This window comes from Ruegeria sp. AD9 (genome assembly GCF_056542305.1).
Map to the genome: position 1 here is coordinate 235,288 of NZ_JBQFZP010000004.1, position 14,831 is coordinate 250,118.

Genomic DNA, 14,831 nt, shown 5'->3' on the forward strand with positions numbered 1-14,831 from the left:
ACGCGCGTCCTTAACTTTGGAGACATGAAATGGGCTATCGCGTCGTAGTCGTCGGCGCCACGGGCAACGTGGGCCGCGAAATGCTGAACATTCTGGCTGAACGCCAGTTCCCGGTTGATGAACTTGCCGCACTGGCAAGCCGTCGCTCGCTGGGTACCGAAGTAAGCTTTGGCGACAAGACCCTTACGACCAAAGATCTGGACACGTTCGATTTCACCGGCTGGGACATGGCGCTGTTTGCCGTGGGTTCCGAGGCGACCAAAGTCTACGCTCCAAAGGCGGCGGCGGCGGGTTGCGTGGTGATTGATAACTCGTCGCTCTATCGCTATGACCCGGAGATTCCGCTGATCGTGCCGGAATGTAACCCGCAGGCGATCCACGACTACAAGAACAAGAACATCATCGCCAACCCCAACTGCTCGACCGCGCAGATGGTTGTCGCGCTGAAGCCGCTGCATGACCGCGCCAAGATCAAGCGCGTTGTTGTGTCGACCTATCAGTCAGTTTCGGGTGCCGGCAAGGAAGGTATGGATGAGCTTTGGGATCAGACCAAGGCCGTCTACAACCCAACCACCGAAGTCGCACCGAAGAAGTTCCAGAAACAGATCGCCTTCAACGTCATTCCGCAGATCGACGTCTTCATGGAAGACGGCTCGACCAAGGAAGAGTGGAAGATGGTTGTCGAGACCAAGAAGATCGTCGATCCGTCGATCAAGGTCACCGCAACCTGCGTCCGCGTTCCGGTCTTCGTCGGCCATTCCGAGGCCGTGAATATCGAGTTCGAGGAATTTCTGGACGAAGACGAAGCCCGCGATATCCTGCGCGAAGCGCCGGGCATCATGGTGATCGACAAGCGCGAAGCCGGTGGCTACGTCTCGCCCATCGAGTGCGCAGGCGACTTTGCCACATTCATCAGCCGCATCCGCCAGGATTCGACCATCGAAAACGGTCTGAACCTGTGGTGCGTCAGCGACAACCTGCGCAAGGGTGCCGCCCTGAACGCGGTTCAGATCGCCGAACTGCTGGGCCGGGAAGTCCTGAAAAAGGGCTGAGGGCTCGCGAAGCTGAAAACCCCCAAGGGTCGCCCTTTGCAGGCGGCCCTTTTTTGTGCTTGCAGTCGTCCATCCGGGCTGCAACCTTTGCGGGAATATAACACCTGATTTCCGCGAGTGATTATGAGACCCCTGATTTACCTTCTGGCCCTTGCGCCCACCGTCCTGCATGCTGAAACATTTTTGATCGACACCAAAGTCAGTGAGGTCACGGTTTACCCCAGAGGAGCCGACATAATCCGCACAGGGGTCTACGAAATTCCTGCTGGCAACCATCGTCTGATCTTGCAGGGCATTCCCGCACGTGACGAAAATCAGTTGTTTTCAATTCAGGTTCTGACCGAAGGCCTGACACAAACCGCGTTGCTGCGGCGCTTTGAAAACCTTCCGGTACAGGACCGCAAAAGCGAAGCTGTAATGCAGGCCGAGGACCGGATCGAAGCCATCGAAGATCAGATCACTGCTGTCACTGACAAGGCAAAAGCCACCCGTCTACGCGCCGAGGCTGCACGCCAATCCTTATTGTTTCTTGGTCAATTGGGACAGAATGAAGGCCTGCCTGCCGACCTAAACACGCTGCGTGAGATCACCCGCATGATCGCCGAGGAATCTCTGCGCGCCGAGCAAGAAGCCCAAACGGCTGAAATCGAAGCCCGAGGTGTCGAACGGCAACTGGAACAGCTGGAAGAAGATTTGTTGATTGCTCAGGCTGATCTGGCAGCACTGATCCCCGAAGCTGATGACCATGTATTCGTTGCCATCGACGTGACCGCCGAAACAGCAACAAAAGGTGCTTTGACCGTGTCGTACATCGACTCCTATGCCGCAGAATGGTCGCCGGGATACGAGTTTCATTTGGCAACAGGCGACGCGCCCACAGTTCGGATCGACCGCAACCTCCTGATCACGCAGGACACCGGTGAAAACTGGCGCGATGTTACGATGCATGTGTCGACCATTGCCCCAACTGGACAGAACGCTGCATCATGGCTGCCTTCATTACGACATTGGATACGCGAAACACCGCCACCGCAACCAGAACAGGGAAATTTCGGGAAATTGGCAGAAGCGGTTGTCGAGGCACCTGTTGTGGTAGAAGAGACATCCATTGGCACGATACTGACCTCGTCAGTAGAAGGCACCGGCATCACTTACACTTTGCCAAATCTCATCTCGGTTTCCACTGGTTATGAGATTACCGAGGTCGCATTGGACGCAATCACCCAATCTGCCGAGGTTTTTGCGCTTGGCGTGCCCTGGCGCGATGACACGGCGTATCGGACCGCTCGGTTCACCAACCCAATGGATCAGAGGCTTCTGGAGTCTGCTGCCGCACGGTGGTTTGTAGATGATGTTCTGGTTGCTGCCGGAGACTCGCAGGAAATTGGCCCTCGGGAAGAAATCGAGATGGGGTTTGGCCCAATCCATGGTCTGACACTTTCCCGACAGATCCTGAACCGCAGCAGCGGTGACACCGGGATTATTTCACGGTCCAATCAACGGATCGAACAGGCTGAAATCAGCATTGAAAACCTGACGGACCAAACCTGGCCGCTGCGCCTTTTGGACCGGGTTCCATATTCCGAGCAGGACGATCTGGAAATCACGTGGAACGCCAATCCGCGCCCAAACGAAGAGAATGTGGACAACCAACGCGGAATTCTGGCTTGGGAGATGGATATTGCCCCCGATCAAAAGGCAAACATCACCTTGAACCTTGAATTGAATTGGCCTGAGGGGATGGACCTGAAGTAGTTTCCAAAGACGCTCGGCTTTTGCCGTCTATTTCATCAGCCGCACCCATCAAGGCACCGACTGGACCCCAAGCTTCGGCAGAGCGCTGACGGCAATCCAAATTGCCGACCTGTTGACAAATTCAGGCGTGCTTGCCAGCTAAGCACGGACCTGAACGCGACGGATGGGCCAGAACAGACAACAGGTGGTGCCCTGCACAGGGCATCAGAGGTATAGTATGGGAATTTCGACCAAACGCAGAATTGGAAAATACCTGATCATTGGATGTGCAGGCATTCTGGTCGGGCTTATCCTCATCGGCTTTTCTGGGCAATTCCTGGCGGTGGGAGATTCCTTTGCGCTTTTCCGCCCGCAAGCCGGCGTTCTGCTTTTGCCGTGTGCCGCGATCCTGCTGTATATGCGCGCCAGATACCTTGCTTTGGTGACCCTGGCCTTTGCCGCTGTTGCTGTCGGATCAATCGCAACCAGTTTCGCCGCCCCGCCCAAGGACTGCGACGGTCCGTGTCTGACCCTGTATCAAAAGAACCTCATGAGCAGGGCGTGGCCGCGGTATTCGCTGGCCGACGACATCATAGCATCCGATGCTCAGATCGTGACGTTGCAGGAAGTCTCAAGTCACAACCGCGAATACATGAGCAACCTGTTCGAGCATTACCCCGAAAAGGTGATCTGTGAGTTTCGTTCCGAACAAAACGTTGCCATCCTGACAACTTTGCCGATTGTCGAAGGGTCCGGGTTCTGCCTGAAAGGTCATGGTCTTGTCGGAATACAAGTCGAAGCCCCGGATGGGTCTTCGGTCTGGATCGTATCGATCCACCTGAACTGGCCTTTTCCTTACGACCAATCGACCCAAAGCCGGATTATTGCAGAACGCATCGCAAAATTGGATGGCCCGGTTCTGATTGCCGGAGATTTCAACATGGTTCCATGGGGCGCAAGCGTCCGGCGGATCGCAGCGGCAGCCGAAAACCAGAGTTTTGGGGCTGTCCTGAATACGCATAATCTTGGCAGCTGGCACCTACCCTTGCCGATCGACAACCTTTTGTTCCCAAAGGGAACCACCGGAACGGTCGAACTGCGTCCGTTCATGGGGTCCGACCATTTCGGCAAATTCGCGCGGTTTCGTTTGGATTGATCCGCGAGGTCCCCGCTGCCTTGGTGGGCAAACCAGAACGCATGTTGCGATCTCAAGAAGGGTCTAGGTGTTATTTTCGATCAGAACTTCCAGATTATTCAACCCGCGCTCGTAATCGCCGCCAACCCATTTATCCACCATCAACCCCATCCAGCGGGACATGGGATTGAGCCCCAGATCGGATTCGAACCCCCAAGTCACGTTGGTTGCGTCACCATCGGGTTTCAGTGTGAACGAAGCCGAGGCCGTGCCCATCTGCCCAAAGTCCAGATCTGTTTTGACCAGTTGATTTTCCACGCTTTCGACGATTTCCTGCGTACCGCTGCCAACCTGTGCGTGATCAGAGCTCCAGTTCAACTTGTTGCCGACACCTTCATCGGGGCCACTGTAGCTTAGTTTCGTCTCCGGATCGCGTGACAGCCAGGGGGACCATTTCTCAGTCGCTTGCATGGAATTCACAAACGGAAAGATCACTGCGGCCGGGGCGTCGATGGTGATGCTGCGGGACACTTCCGCCTTGCCGGGCAATACGTAAGAGACTGCGACGAACAGTACAACAAGAAGGCACAACCCTGCGAGAATTCGTTTAAGCATCTTCATAGCAAGCTCCAAATTCAAACGTAATGTGTGGAGCATACAAAATAACGGCTCTGAATCAGAGCCGTATTCCGCATCATTTATTCACTTTGAACTGTCGTCAGACCGGAACGAATTTCTTCTGTATTGGGTCGAAACTCTCTAACCCGCCAGCTCCGATATCGGTCCACAACCCGTGCAGGCTCAGGGTGCCCTGTTCGACCGCTGACGAGATAAACGGGAACGTCATCAGGTTTTCAAGCGACGCGACAACCGATTGACGTTCCAGCTGTCGGGCTTGTTCGAGGCTGTCTTCGATATCAGCGACAAGTTCGAATTTTGGTTTCAGAATGTCCATCCAGCGGCCTACAAAGCTTTCCTTTGCATCCAGTTGCGGCGCCTGACCCTTGCACATGTCGATACAGCCCTGAACGCCACCGCATTGCGAATGACCAAGAACCATCAGATGCGCAACCTTGAGAGAAGTGACGGCATACTCGATTGCTGCGCTGGTACCGTGATGATCGCCGTCCGGCGCATAGGGAGGCACCAGATTGGCGATATTGCGGTGGATAAAGAAATCGCCCTGATCCGCACCAAACATCGAAGTCACATGGACCCGGCTGTCGCAGCAGGAGATCACCATCGCCCGGGGCCGCTGCCCTTCATCTGCCAGCCGCTTGAACCAGACCTGGTTTTCCGAATACGTGGTCGCTTTCCAGCCGTGATACCGCGTGACCAGATAGCTCGGCAAAGGTTTGGCAAATTCCATTACGGTGTCCCCGTTCTTGTCGCTGATCGATCCTCTAAACCGAATTCTAGGAAAATTCGAGCAATTATCCGATTTCTCTGCAAGGTTTTGCAAAGGAATTTGCCACCAGTATCAAACCTGCGCCGTGGGGGCGTCAGAATTAGGGTGAATGTGGTGGAAAAAATAATCACGCTTGAACACAAGGAATCCGTCCGTCTGGATTCGGATCAATTAAGTGGCCTTTACCGTCAACTGGGCGACAAGAACGCGCTGGATGTGCTGTGCCGCACCATCGAAGAACTGGCAGTGCGCCTGTCGAACTGCGAACGCTTTTGGCGTCAGCGCAAGTGGGCCGACCTGCGCAAATGCGCAAGGTCGCTGGTCGCGATTTCCGAACAGGTCGGGATGACGGTTCTGGCCAGGGTTGCAGGGGACGTGGCGCAGGCTGTCGATGCCGGTGACGCGGTAGCAGCGGGCGCGACCCTGGGACGTCTGATCCGCGTTGGTGAGCGGTCGTTGACAGCCGTCTGGGACCAACAGGACCTTTCCGTCTGACAGGGGTTGCGGGCAGATTATGCGCGGCTAGTCTGTGCACAGAAACAATCTGTCGAGGCGCCCATGACTCTGTCCTTCGCCCCATCCTCTGACCCTTCCGTACCGCTTCATGTAATCGCGCAGCCGGATTTGGACGGCTGGCTTCTGGATCAGCCTGAGCGCGTGCAATCCTGGGTCGCAGCAAACGGGTTTTCCGGCGCACTGGGGCAGGCCCTGCTTGTGCCGGCAACGAACGGCGCAATTGAGTTCGCGCTGGCTGGTTACGGAACCGCAGAAAAACGTGCGCGCAAACGGTTCCCCCTTGCCGCAGCGGCCATGGCGCTGCCGGAAGGCACCTACGGCATTGCTTCGGGCATTCCTGCGGATCTTTTGGAGATGGAGTGTCTTGGCTGGCTGATGACTGGCTATGTCTTCGATCGATACGCGTCCAAGACCGGAGGGCCAGCGGCATTGATTGCACCTGATGGCATCAACGCCGCCCGTATCGAGGCCATGGCAAATGCCGAAGCTCTGACGCGCGATCTGGTCAACACGCCCACTTCGGACATGGGACCGGATCAGTTGCAGCAAGCGGTCGAGGTTCTGGCGAATGAGTTCGGCGCGTCTTGCAAGGTGATCACTGGCCATGCGCTGCTGGATCAGAATTTTCCCATGATTCACACGGTGGGACGGGCCGCAGCGCAGGCCCCCCGGCTGATCGAGCTGGCCTGGGGCACCAGTGGCCCCAGACTGACACTAGTGGGCAAAGGTGTTTGTTTCGATACCGGCGGGCTGAATTTGAAACCGGGCGCCTCCATGGGCCTGATGAAAAAAGACATGGGCGGCGCGGCCAATGTGCTGGGACTGGCCCGGATGATCATGGCGCTGGACCTTCCCCTGCAACTGCGGATTCTGATCCCGGCCGTTGAAAACGCAGTCTCAGGCAATGCCTTTCGCCCCGGTGATATCCTGACGTCACGCAAGGGCCTGACCGTTGAAATCAACAACACCGATGCCGAAGGGCGTCTGGTTCTGGCTGATGCGCTGACTTTGGCGGATGAAGGGAATCCCGATCTGGTGATCTCGATGGCGACGCTGACCGGTGCGGCGCGCGTGGCCGTGGGCCCTGATCTGGCACCGTTCTACACCGACGACGAAAGCTGCGCGCTGGCCTTGGCACAAGCGGCCAAAACTTCTGCCGATCCGGTCTGGAGAATGCCGTTTCACACACCCTACGAGGCGATGATCGAACCCGGCATTGCCGATCTGGACAATGCCCCCTCGGGCGGGTTTGCCGGGTCTATCACCGCCGCGCTGTTTCTGCGCCGGTTCGTAGGGTCTAGCCGCTATATCCATTTTGACATTTACGCATGGCAACCCAGCAATGAACCCGGCCGCACAAAAGGCGGTCTGGGTCAGGGATCACGCGCGGTGCTGTCGGCCTTACCGGAGGTATTGGGATTATGACCAAGCGCCGCGTATCCAAACCGGTCGTCGACCTGTTGCGTGCTCCTGACGGGCCGCGTGATCGTCAATTGCTGCTGGGGGACACGGTTCACGTCAAAGAAAACCACGGCGGGTGGAGCAGGATCGTCGCAGAAAAAGACGGATATGCTGGTTGGCTGGAAACAGACCACCTGTCCGAGGAAATACCTGCAACGCATTGGATCAATGCGCCCGCAACACATGCATACTTGACCCCTGATATCAAAAGCCGCGATCTCGTGTCTCTGAGTTTCGGAAGTAAAATCCACGCGACTGCCGAAACGGATCGGTTTGTGCAGACCGAATTGGGTTTTGTCCCAAAGGTTCACATGGCCCCTATTGCAGAAAAACCGCACGATCCGGTTGCCGTGGCCGAGTTGTTCCTGGGTACGCCCTATCTGTGGGGCGGCAACAGCCGGTTCGGCATTGATTGTTCAGGGCTTGTTCAGGCCGCGTTGCTGGCCTGCGGTATTCCCTGCCCCGGCGATAGCGGCTATCAGGAACAAGCCTTGGGCGCTGCCCTGTCAGCTGGAACACCTGCGCAGCGCGGGGATTTGCTGTTCTGGAAAGGTCACGTGGCCTGGGTTTCGGGCGACAACATGATTTTGCATGCGAACGCCAGCCATATGGCGGTTGTGTACGAGCCGATGGACCGGGCGATCCAGCGCATTCAGGATCAGGGCGACGGGCCTGTTACAGCGCGAAAAAGGCTCTAATCCGGGTTTACGGCCCGGATGAGCTTGCGTTCCAGCACCCGCAGCACGGCTCGCAGATCGTGGCCGCGTTTCAGGATGCGGCCATCCATACCGATGACAGAGTACATCCCCTGCCGGGATTTCAGGCGCGGGTGCTTTTCGACGCGGTAGATCGGGTGCTCAGCAGTGCGCCGGAAGATCGAGAACACCGCCATGTCGCGCAGGTTTGAGATACCATAGTCCCGCCACTCTCCGGCGGCGACCATCCGTCCATAAACGGACAGGATTTGCGACATCTCGTGCCGGTCAAAGGCCACGGGCATCTGCGCTGCGCTTGCCGAAAACCGGTTGGGAGGCTGCATGTTCATACCGCCAGCCTTGCCGGAAATTATGTTTGAATCAAGCCTGATGCGCGGTTGTCCGGCATTTACAACACAAGTGTTACCGCCGACCAACCTGACGGCAGATCAGGATTACCGGCAGCAGGCCGACCGCCAGAATGACCAGTGAGGGCACGGCGGCACCCTCAAGCCTCTCATCCGAGGCAAGCCTGTACGCCTGTACGGCCAGTGTGTCGAAGTTGAACGGGCGCATGATCAGGGTGGCAGGCAATTCCTTCATTACGTCCACAAAGACGATCAACAGCGCAGTCAACAGCGACGGTGTCAGAATGGGCAGGTGAACGCGCCGCAATGTTCCCAGCGGTGTTTGCCCCAACGACCGGGCCGCGGCATCCATATTGGCATGAACCGTGCTTTGCCCCCCCTCATATGCGCTGAGCGCGGCAGCAAGGAATCGCACCATGTAAGCGGCGACCAGCAGCCAGATTGAACCTGTAACCAACAACCCAGTTGACACATCGAATGTCTGCCGCATCCAGGCATCCAGCGCGTTGTCAAAGCTGGCGAAAGGTACAATCAAGCCGACTGCGATGACGCCACCGGGCACGGCATATCCCAGCCGCGCCATGTAGGCCGTGGCAGACGACGCGCGCCCGGGTCTCAGACGCTGAAAGAACCCGACACAGATCGCCGCAAAGACAGTGACGACCGCGGCCGTGCCGGCAAGGGTCAGCGAGTTTTGGATGAAACTGATATAGCGCCGCGACAGCAGGTTCTGTTCCGATTCCAAACCCATCTCGACCAGTATGATAACGGGCAGCAGGAACCCGAAGATAACAGGTATGGTACATAACAAGAATGCCGCGACGGCGCGAAGACCGGTCAGATCTTCCGCCGGTTGGGCAGCATGTTTCTTTCCGGCCTGATAGTATTTTGCCTTACCGCGTTGGGTGCGCTCGGCCACAGCCATGATCAGTGCAAAGACAAGCAGGCACCACGCCAGCTGCGCCGCCGCCGCACGGTCGGCCATGGAAAACCAACTGGTGTAAATCCCGGTCGCAAAGGTCTGCACACCGAAATACGACACGGTTCCGAAATCGGCGATGGTCTCCATGATGGCCAGAAGCACACCACCGGCGATTGCCGGGCGCGCCATCGGCAGCGAGACGCGCCGAAACGCCAGCCATGGGTTGTTGCCCAGCGCCCGCGCCGCCAGAAATGCCGTAGCACTTTGTTGCAGGAACGCAGCCCGCGCCAGAAGGTAGACATAGGGGTACAGCACCAGAATCAGCATTACTGCAGCGCCCCCGGTCGAGCGGATTTCAGGGAACCAGTAGTCGCGCGGCCCCCAACCCGTTACATCCCGCAAGGTGCTTTGAACGATACCCGGGTGATCCAGAATAAAGGTGTACGCATAGGCGAGCACATACGCCGGAAAGGCCAACGGCAAGACCAGCGCGATCTCAAGGATCCTGACACCGGGAAAGCGGGTCATCGTCACCAACCAGGCAGCGCCCGTGCCGATACTGAACGTACCCGCCGCAACCAGCACCACAAGGATCAGGGTCGTCACGGTATAGCCGGGCAACACCGTTTCCATCAGGTGCGAGATCGTATTTGTCCCGCCGGTCACCGCTGCCAAGACCACGGCCACCATGGGCAGCAGGCACGCGGCAGCCACAAGATAGGCGACAGCGGCCAACAGCCGTGTGCCGCGTACACCGCGATTGCGTGATCCGTTTTCTGAATAGTCGATCTGGGCCATCATCCCGGCTTTTGATTGGCAAAGGCTTAGGGTCTGCCTTTAATCGACCAAAATGCTCGGAAACACCAGTGCGTCGGTCAACAAATCTGCGACACAAACTGCCGCAGACCTGATTTTCACTGCTATTCGTAGACGCGCTGATCCTCAATCACCAGCCCGTCTTTGGGCAGCGAGCCGGGGGCGACGACTTCGATTGCGCCTTTCAGTTTCAGCACTTCGGCCACCGATCTGGCATATGCCGTATCATCCCCGCCTGTGCTTTCGATCTGGACAGTCATCGAATCCATCTCGCCCTGACGGGTGGCGATGACGCGGGCCTTGACGATTTCTTCATGCTTGTCGACCAACGCGGCAACCTGTTCCGGTCGCACGAACATACCTTTGATCTTGGTTGTCTGATCTGCACGCCCCATCCAACCCTTGATCCGGGTGTTCGTGCGACCGCAAGGAGAAATTCCCGGCATCACGGCGGACAGGTCGCCCGTCGCAAAGCGGATCAGCGGGTAATCGGGGTTGAGTGAGGTTACCACGACCTCACCCACCTCACCCGGCGCCACCGGAGTTCCGGTTCCCGGTGTAACAATCTCGACAATCACGTGCTCGTCGATGATCATCCCGTCGATCGCGGCGCTTTCATAAGCAATATTGCCCAGATCCGCTGTCGCGTAACATTGCAGGCACGAGATACCCCGATCGGCATATTCCTGTCGCAAAGACGGGAACAAAGCGCCTCCGCCAACGGCGGCTTTCGAGAAATGCAGTGAAACGCCCATCTCGTCCGCTTTGTCCAGAATGACTTTCAGGTAATCCGGCGTGCCTGCATAGGCCGTACAGCCAAGGTCGCGGGCGGCAGTCACCTGCAACTCGGTTTGTCCGGTTCCTGCGGGCAGAACAGCCGCGCCAACAGCGCGTGCGCCGTTTTCAAAAATCATACCGGCCGGGGTCAGGTGATACCCAAAACAGTTCTGGACGATGTCCCCGGCGCCAACACCCGCAGCATTCAGGAAACGGCCCATGCGCCACCAGTCGTGATCAGTGCTGCCCGGCTCATAGATCGGTCCGGGTGACTGGAACACATGATGGAAATGCCGCGCCGGTTTTACCGTAAATCCGCCAAACGGGGGGCGTTTGGCTTGTGCTCGGGTCAGATCCGATTTCCGCAGAACGGGCAATGTTGGCAAATCATCTGCTGACATTACATTATTAGTGTCTGATTCTGACAAATGCGACGCAAATCCAGGGGCCGACATCGCGCGTTTGATCTGCTCCACTAGTGCCCTGGCCTGATCCGAGGCGCGTTCGTCTGCCGAGCGTGTTTCGAGTGCGTCGAAATAGGTCATCGCCATATCCTCCATCCGCTCACAGCCACCTTTTGCGACGACGATAGGACCGCACATCACGAAAGCTTTTGCGGCCCTCATCGGACATGCCCAGGTAGAACTCTTTCACATCCGGGTTTTCGCGCAGGTCGGCTGCCGGGCCATCCATCACGACACGCCCGGATTCAAGAATGTAACCGTAATGTGCAAAGCGCAGGGCGACGTTGGTGTTCTGCTCTGCCAGCAGAAAGGACACGCCCTCTTTTTCGTTGAGGTCCTTCACGATACTGAAAATCTCTTCGACCAGCTGCGGAGCAAGACCCATTGAGGGTTCGTCCAGCAAAATCGTCTCGGGCCGCGACATCAACGCCCGCCCCATGGCAACCATCTGCTGTTCCCCACCCGAAGTATAGCCTGCCTGTGACCGGCGGCGTTCCTTGAGCCGGGGGAAATATGCGTAAACCATCTCAAGATCCTGCTGGACCGCAGCCGCCCCGTCTTTTCGGGTATAAGCACCGGTCAGCAAGTTTTCCTCGACGGTCAGGTGCTCGAAACAATGGCGACCTTCCATCACCTGAATGACACCCTTTTCAACCAGATCGGCCGGATCGCTTTCATGCACGTTCTGGCCACGATACTTGATCGAGCCTTTGGTGACTTCTCCGCGTTCGGAATGCAGCAGGTTCGAAACAGCCTTGAGTGTGGTTGTCTTGCCCGCACCATTGCCGCCCAGCAGTGCTGTGATGCCGCCCTTTGGAACGTTCAGGCTGACGCCTTTCAACACGAGGATCACGTGGTTGTAGATCACCTCGATATTATTGACCTCAAGCAGGGTTTCCGCCTGCACGTCAGTGGTTTGTGCCGCATCCAGCATCAGCGCGTTTCCTCATGCCTGCCCGTTCCGGGACTGTTCGTGAGGAGCGGCAGGCGACCCGCCGCTCCGGTTGTCTGAACGCCCCGGATCACATCCGTGGCGCAACATGCCTTACTCGCAACGTGGCGAGATGCTGTTTTCGGTTGCGTAGGCACCGGAATCTTCATCGATCAACGCGCCGATAACTTCGGCATCTGTCGGTTTGAAGTCCTGTACCGGGTTCCAGGCGCCAGTCGCCGCATCCCACTGAACAACACCGACAAGGCCGGGGCCGCCGTGATTTTCGCAGGAAACCGAGAATTCAGGGCCGAACCCGGACATGCCAAGAGCTTCCATCTTGGCGTTGGTCATTTCCAATGCTTCCATGCCATCGCGCATCATCGATGCGTCGATATCAGCGGTTCCGTGCATCGCCTGCGCCGTTTTCACAGCCTCGGCTGCCAGCATGGCGGCATAAAGACCACGGTTGTACTGAACTGTACCCAGCTGATCGCCGGCACCTGCAGCCTTGCCCGAGTCAACGACGTACTTTTTCAGGTCGTCATAGACAGGATAGTCCATGCCAAGGCCAGTAAAGGTCAGCGCCTTGTAACCGGTCGCTTTTTCCCCAGCAGGCTGAACGTCGAATTCCGCGCCCGACCACCAGACACCGATGAAGTTTTCCATCGGGAAACGGATGTTGGCCGCTTCCTGAACCGCAACCTGGTTCATGACGCCCCAGCCCCACATGATGACATAGTCAGGCTTTTCGCGGCGAATTTGCAGCCATTGCGACTTCTGCTCCTGGCCCGGGTGATCAACCGGCAGCAAGGACAGCTCATACCCATGCTTTTCAGCCAGAGTTTCCAGCGTCCGGATCGGTTCCTTGCCATAGGCCGAGTTGTGATAGACCAGCGCAATCTTCTTGCCGCTCAGGTCACCGCCATTTTCATCCAACAGATAGTTGATCGCACCGGACGCACCGTTCCAGTAGTTGGCCGGATAGTTGAACACATGACTGAACACTTTGCCATTCGCAGCCGAGGTCCGGCCATACCCCATTGTGTGCAACGGAATGCCGTCGGCGGTTACTTTGGGGATCAGCTGATAGGTGATTCCGGTCGACAGCGGCTGATACACCAGTGCGCCTTCACCTTTGGTGGACTCATAACATTCCACGCCTTTTTCGGTGTTATACCCGGTTTCACATTCGATCACGTTTGCAGGTACACCGCCAATGCCACCGTCCCGCTCGTTCAGAAGCGTGAAATAGTCGGCGTAACCGTCCGCGAACGGAATACCACCGGCCGCATAGGGCCCGGTTCGATAGCTGAGCGACGGGAACACAAGATCCGCCATCGCAGGTCCTGCCGCCATCAGGGCGCTCAGCGCCACAGTTGCCAGTTTCTTGTTCATCGGGTGTCTCCTCCCTTGATTGATCCGATATTGAGTTCGGGCTTGATCACCCGTCTTTATGATTGGGCCAGCCCTCAGTGCGGGAACGGCCAGAGTCTGAGTTTCTCTTTCGCCACGCGCCACAACTGGGCCAGACCGTGGGGCTCGAGGATCAGGAACATGATGATCAGCGCGCCCACGATCACGAGCTGAAGATGGGCAACGATATCGGTCGGCCAACCCAGAAGATCGACGCCAACCAGTTTGAGCAGAACCGGCAGCAGCACCAGGAATGCCGCCCCGGCAAAAGACCCGAAAATCGAGCCTAATCCACCGATAATCACCATAAACAGCACCAGAAACGACTTCTGGATGCCGAATGCTTCGCCCACCTCGACCGCGCCAAGATAGACGGCAAAGAACAACGCCCCGGCGATGCCCACAAAGAACGAGCTGACAGCGAAAGCGCTGATCTTGGCTTTCAGCGGGTTCACCCCGATGATTTCGGCGGCGATATCCATGTCGCGGATCGCCATCCATGTCCGCCCGGTCGTGCCACGGGTCAGGTTGCGCGCAATGATGGCGCTGAAGGTCAGGAAGATCAGGCAGAACAGGTATGTCGCCCAGGCCGGGGCGTTCGGGCCCGAGATGATAATGCCGAACACGTCACGTTCCGGTGCGTTGATCTGGCCCGAGGCCGAGTAGTTGTAGAACCACGGCACCCGGTTAAAGAGCCAGACCAGAAAGAACTGTGCCGCAAGCGTGGCCACCGCCAGATAGAACCCCTTGATCCGCAGGGAAGGCAGGCCAAACAAAACGCCTACAATCGCGGTAATGCCACCAGCCAGCAGGACATGAATGAACATGCTGACGTCTGGAAATGCGGTCATCAACTTGTAGCAGGCATAGGCGCCAACAGCCATGAAACCGCCTGTACCAAGGCTAACCTGCCCGCAATAGCCCACGAGTATGTTCAACCCAATCGCCGCGATGGCGTAGATCAGAAAGGGCAGCAGCAGGGCGTTTGCCCAATAGTCGTTGATGATGAACGGAATGATCCCAAACGCCACCGCCAGAACGACATAGTACCGGTACCGGTCGAACTTGATCGGGAAAGTCTGGCTGTCATCCACGTAGGAGGTTTTGAAATCTCCGGCCTCACGATAGAACATCTG

14 protein-coding genes are annotated in these 14,831 nt (G+C 57.3%); 6 read left to right on the plus strand and 8 right to left on the minus strand.

Annotated elements, in window-relative coordinates; translation table 11 throughout:
• Nucleotides 1-29: 29 nt before the first annotated feature.
• The 3 genes from ACR0AM_RS08430 (at nucleotide 30) to ACR0AM_RS08440 (ending at nucleotide 3,942) form a co-directional block, all read left to right on the plus strand.
• Nucleotides 30-1,052, plus strand: a complete 1,023-nt coding sequence (locus tag ACR0AM_RS08430; RefSeq protein WP_480474325.1) for an aspartate-semialdehyde dehydrogenase — start codon at nucleotides 30-32, stop codon at nucleotides 1,050-1,052.
• Between the two features lie 123 nt (nucleotides 1,053-1,175).
• Nucleotides 1,176-2,807: a DUF4139 domain-containing protein gene (locus ACR0AM_RS08435; protein WP_480622634.1), complete on the plus strand. Its 1,632-nt coding sequence runs from the start codon at nucleotides 1,176-1,178 to the stop codon at nucleotides 2,805-2,807.
• A 217-nt stretch (nucleotides 2,808-3,024) separates the two neighbouring features.
• Complete coding sequence (locus ACR0AM_RS08440) at nucleotides 3,025-3,942, plus strand: endonuclease/exonuclease/phosphatase family protein (RefSeq protein WP_480622635.1); 918 nt, start codon at nucleotides 3,025-3,027, stop codon at nucleotides 3,940-3,942.
• Nucleotides 3,943-4,005: 63 nt separating this feature from the next.
• Here the strand turns inward: ACR0AM_RS08440 and ACR0AM_RS08445 are convergent, their stop codons facing one another.
• Both ACR0AM_RS08445 and ACR0AM_RS08450 read right to left on the minus strand, forming a co-directional pair.
• A complete protein-coding gene (locus tag ACR0AM_RS08445; protein WP_480622636.1) occupies nucleotides 4,006-4,542 on the minus strand; it encodes an SRPBCC family protein in 537 nt (178 codons plus the stop codon).
• A gap of 97 nt (nucleotides 4,543-4,639) precedes the next feature.
• A complete protein-coding gene (locus ACR0AM_RS08450; RefSeq protein WP_267363919.1) occupies nucleotides 4,640-5,290 on the minus strand; it encodes a carbonic anhydrase in 651 nt (216 codons plus the stop codon).
• Between the two features lie 144 nt (nucleotides 5,291-5,434).
• Between ACR0AM_RS08450 and ACR0AM_RS08455 the strand changes: the two genes are divergently transcribed.
• The 3 genes from ACR0AM_RS08455 to ACR0AM_RS08465 all read left to right on the plus strand — a co-directional run bounded on the left by ACR0AM_RS08455 (nucleotide 5,435) and on the right by ACR0AM_RS08465 (nucleotide 8,004).
• On the plus strand, nucleotides 5,435-5,824 hold the full coding sequence (locus tag ACR0AM_RS08455) for a hypothetical protein (protein ID WP_480622696.1): 390 nt from the start codon (nucleotides 5,435-5,437) through the stop codon (nucleotides 5,822-5,824).
• Between the two features lie 63 nt (nucleotides 5,825-5,887).
• Nucleotides 5,888-7,270, plus strand: coding sequence for a leucyl aminopeptidase family protein (locus ACR0AM_RS08460; protein WP_480622637.1), 1,383 nt, complete (start codon nucleotides 5,888-5,890; stop codon nucleotides 7,268-7,270).
• A complete protein-coding gene (locus ACR0AM_RS08465; protein WP_480622638.1) occupies nucleotides 7,267-8,004 on the plus strand; it encodes a C40 family peptidase in 738 nt (245 codons plus the stop codon). Before ACR0AM_RS08460 ends, ACR0AM_RS08465 begins: the two co-directional genes overlap by 4 nt.
• On the opposite strand, the gene ACR0AM_RS08470 is transcribed toward ACR0AM_RS08465, so the two are convergent.
• The 6 genes from ACR0AM_RS08470 to ACR0AM_RS08495 form a co-directional block, all read right to left on the minus strand.
• A complete protein-coding gene (locus ACR0AM_RS08470; protein ID WP_480474332.1) occupies nucleotides 8,001-8,351 on the minus strand; it encodes a DUF2794 domain-containing protein in 351 nt (116 codons plus the stop codon). The genes ACR0AM_RS08465 and ACR0AM_RS08470 overlap by 4 nt on opposite strands.
• Nucleotides 8,352-8,424: 73 nt before the next feature.
• On the minus strand, nucleotides 8,425-10,089 hold the full coding sequence (locus ACR0AM_RS08475) for an ABC transporter permease (protein WP_480622639.1): 1,665 nt from the start codon (nucleotides 10,087-10,089) through the stop codon (nucleotides 8,425-8,427).
• Nucleotides 10,090-10,211: 122 nt separating this feature from the next.
• A complete protein-coding gene (locus ACR0AM_RS08480; RefSeq protein WP_480622697.1) occupies nucleotides 10,212-11,429 on the minus strand; it encodes a phenylacetate--CoA ligase family protein in 1,218 nt (405 codons plus the stop codon).
• A 19-nt stretch (nucleotides 11,430-11,448) separates the two neighbouring features.
• Nucleotides 11,449-12,282, minus strand: a complete 834-nt coding sequence (locus ACR0AM_RS08485) for an ABC transporter ATP-binding protein (protein WP_480622640.1) — start codon at nucleotides 12,280-12,282, stop codon at nucleotides 11,449-11,451.
• A 111-nt stretch (nucleotides 12,283-12,393) separates the two neighbouring features.
• On the minus strand, nucleotides 12,394-13,677 hold the full coding sequence (locus tag ACR0AM_RS08490) for an ABC transporter substrate-binding protein (protein WP_480474335.1): 1,284 nt from the start codon (nucleotides 13,675-13,677) through the stop codon (nucleotides 12,394-12,396).
• 74 nt (nucleotides 13,678-13,751) lie between these two features.
• Nucleotides 13,752-14,828, minus strand: coding sequence for a branched-chain amino acid ABC transporter permease (locus ACR0AM_RS08495; RefSeq protein ID WP_480482437.1), 1,077 nt, complete (start codon nucleotides 14,826-14,828; stop codon nucleotides 13,752-13,754).
• Nucleotides 14,829-14,831 lie beyond the last annotated feature (3 nt).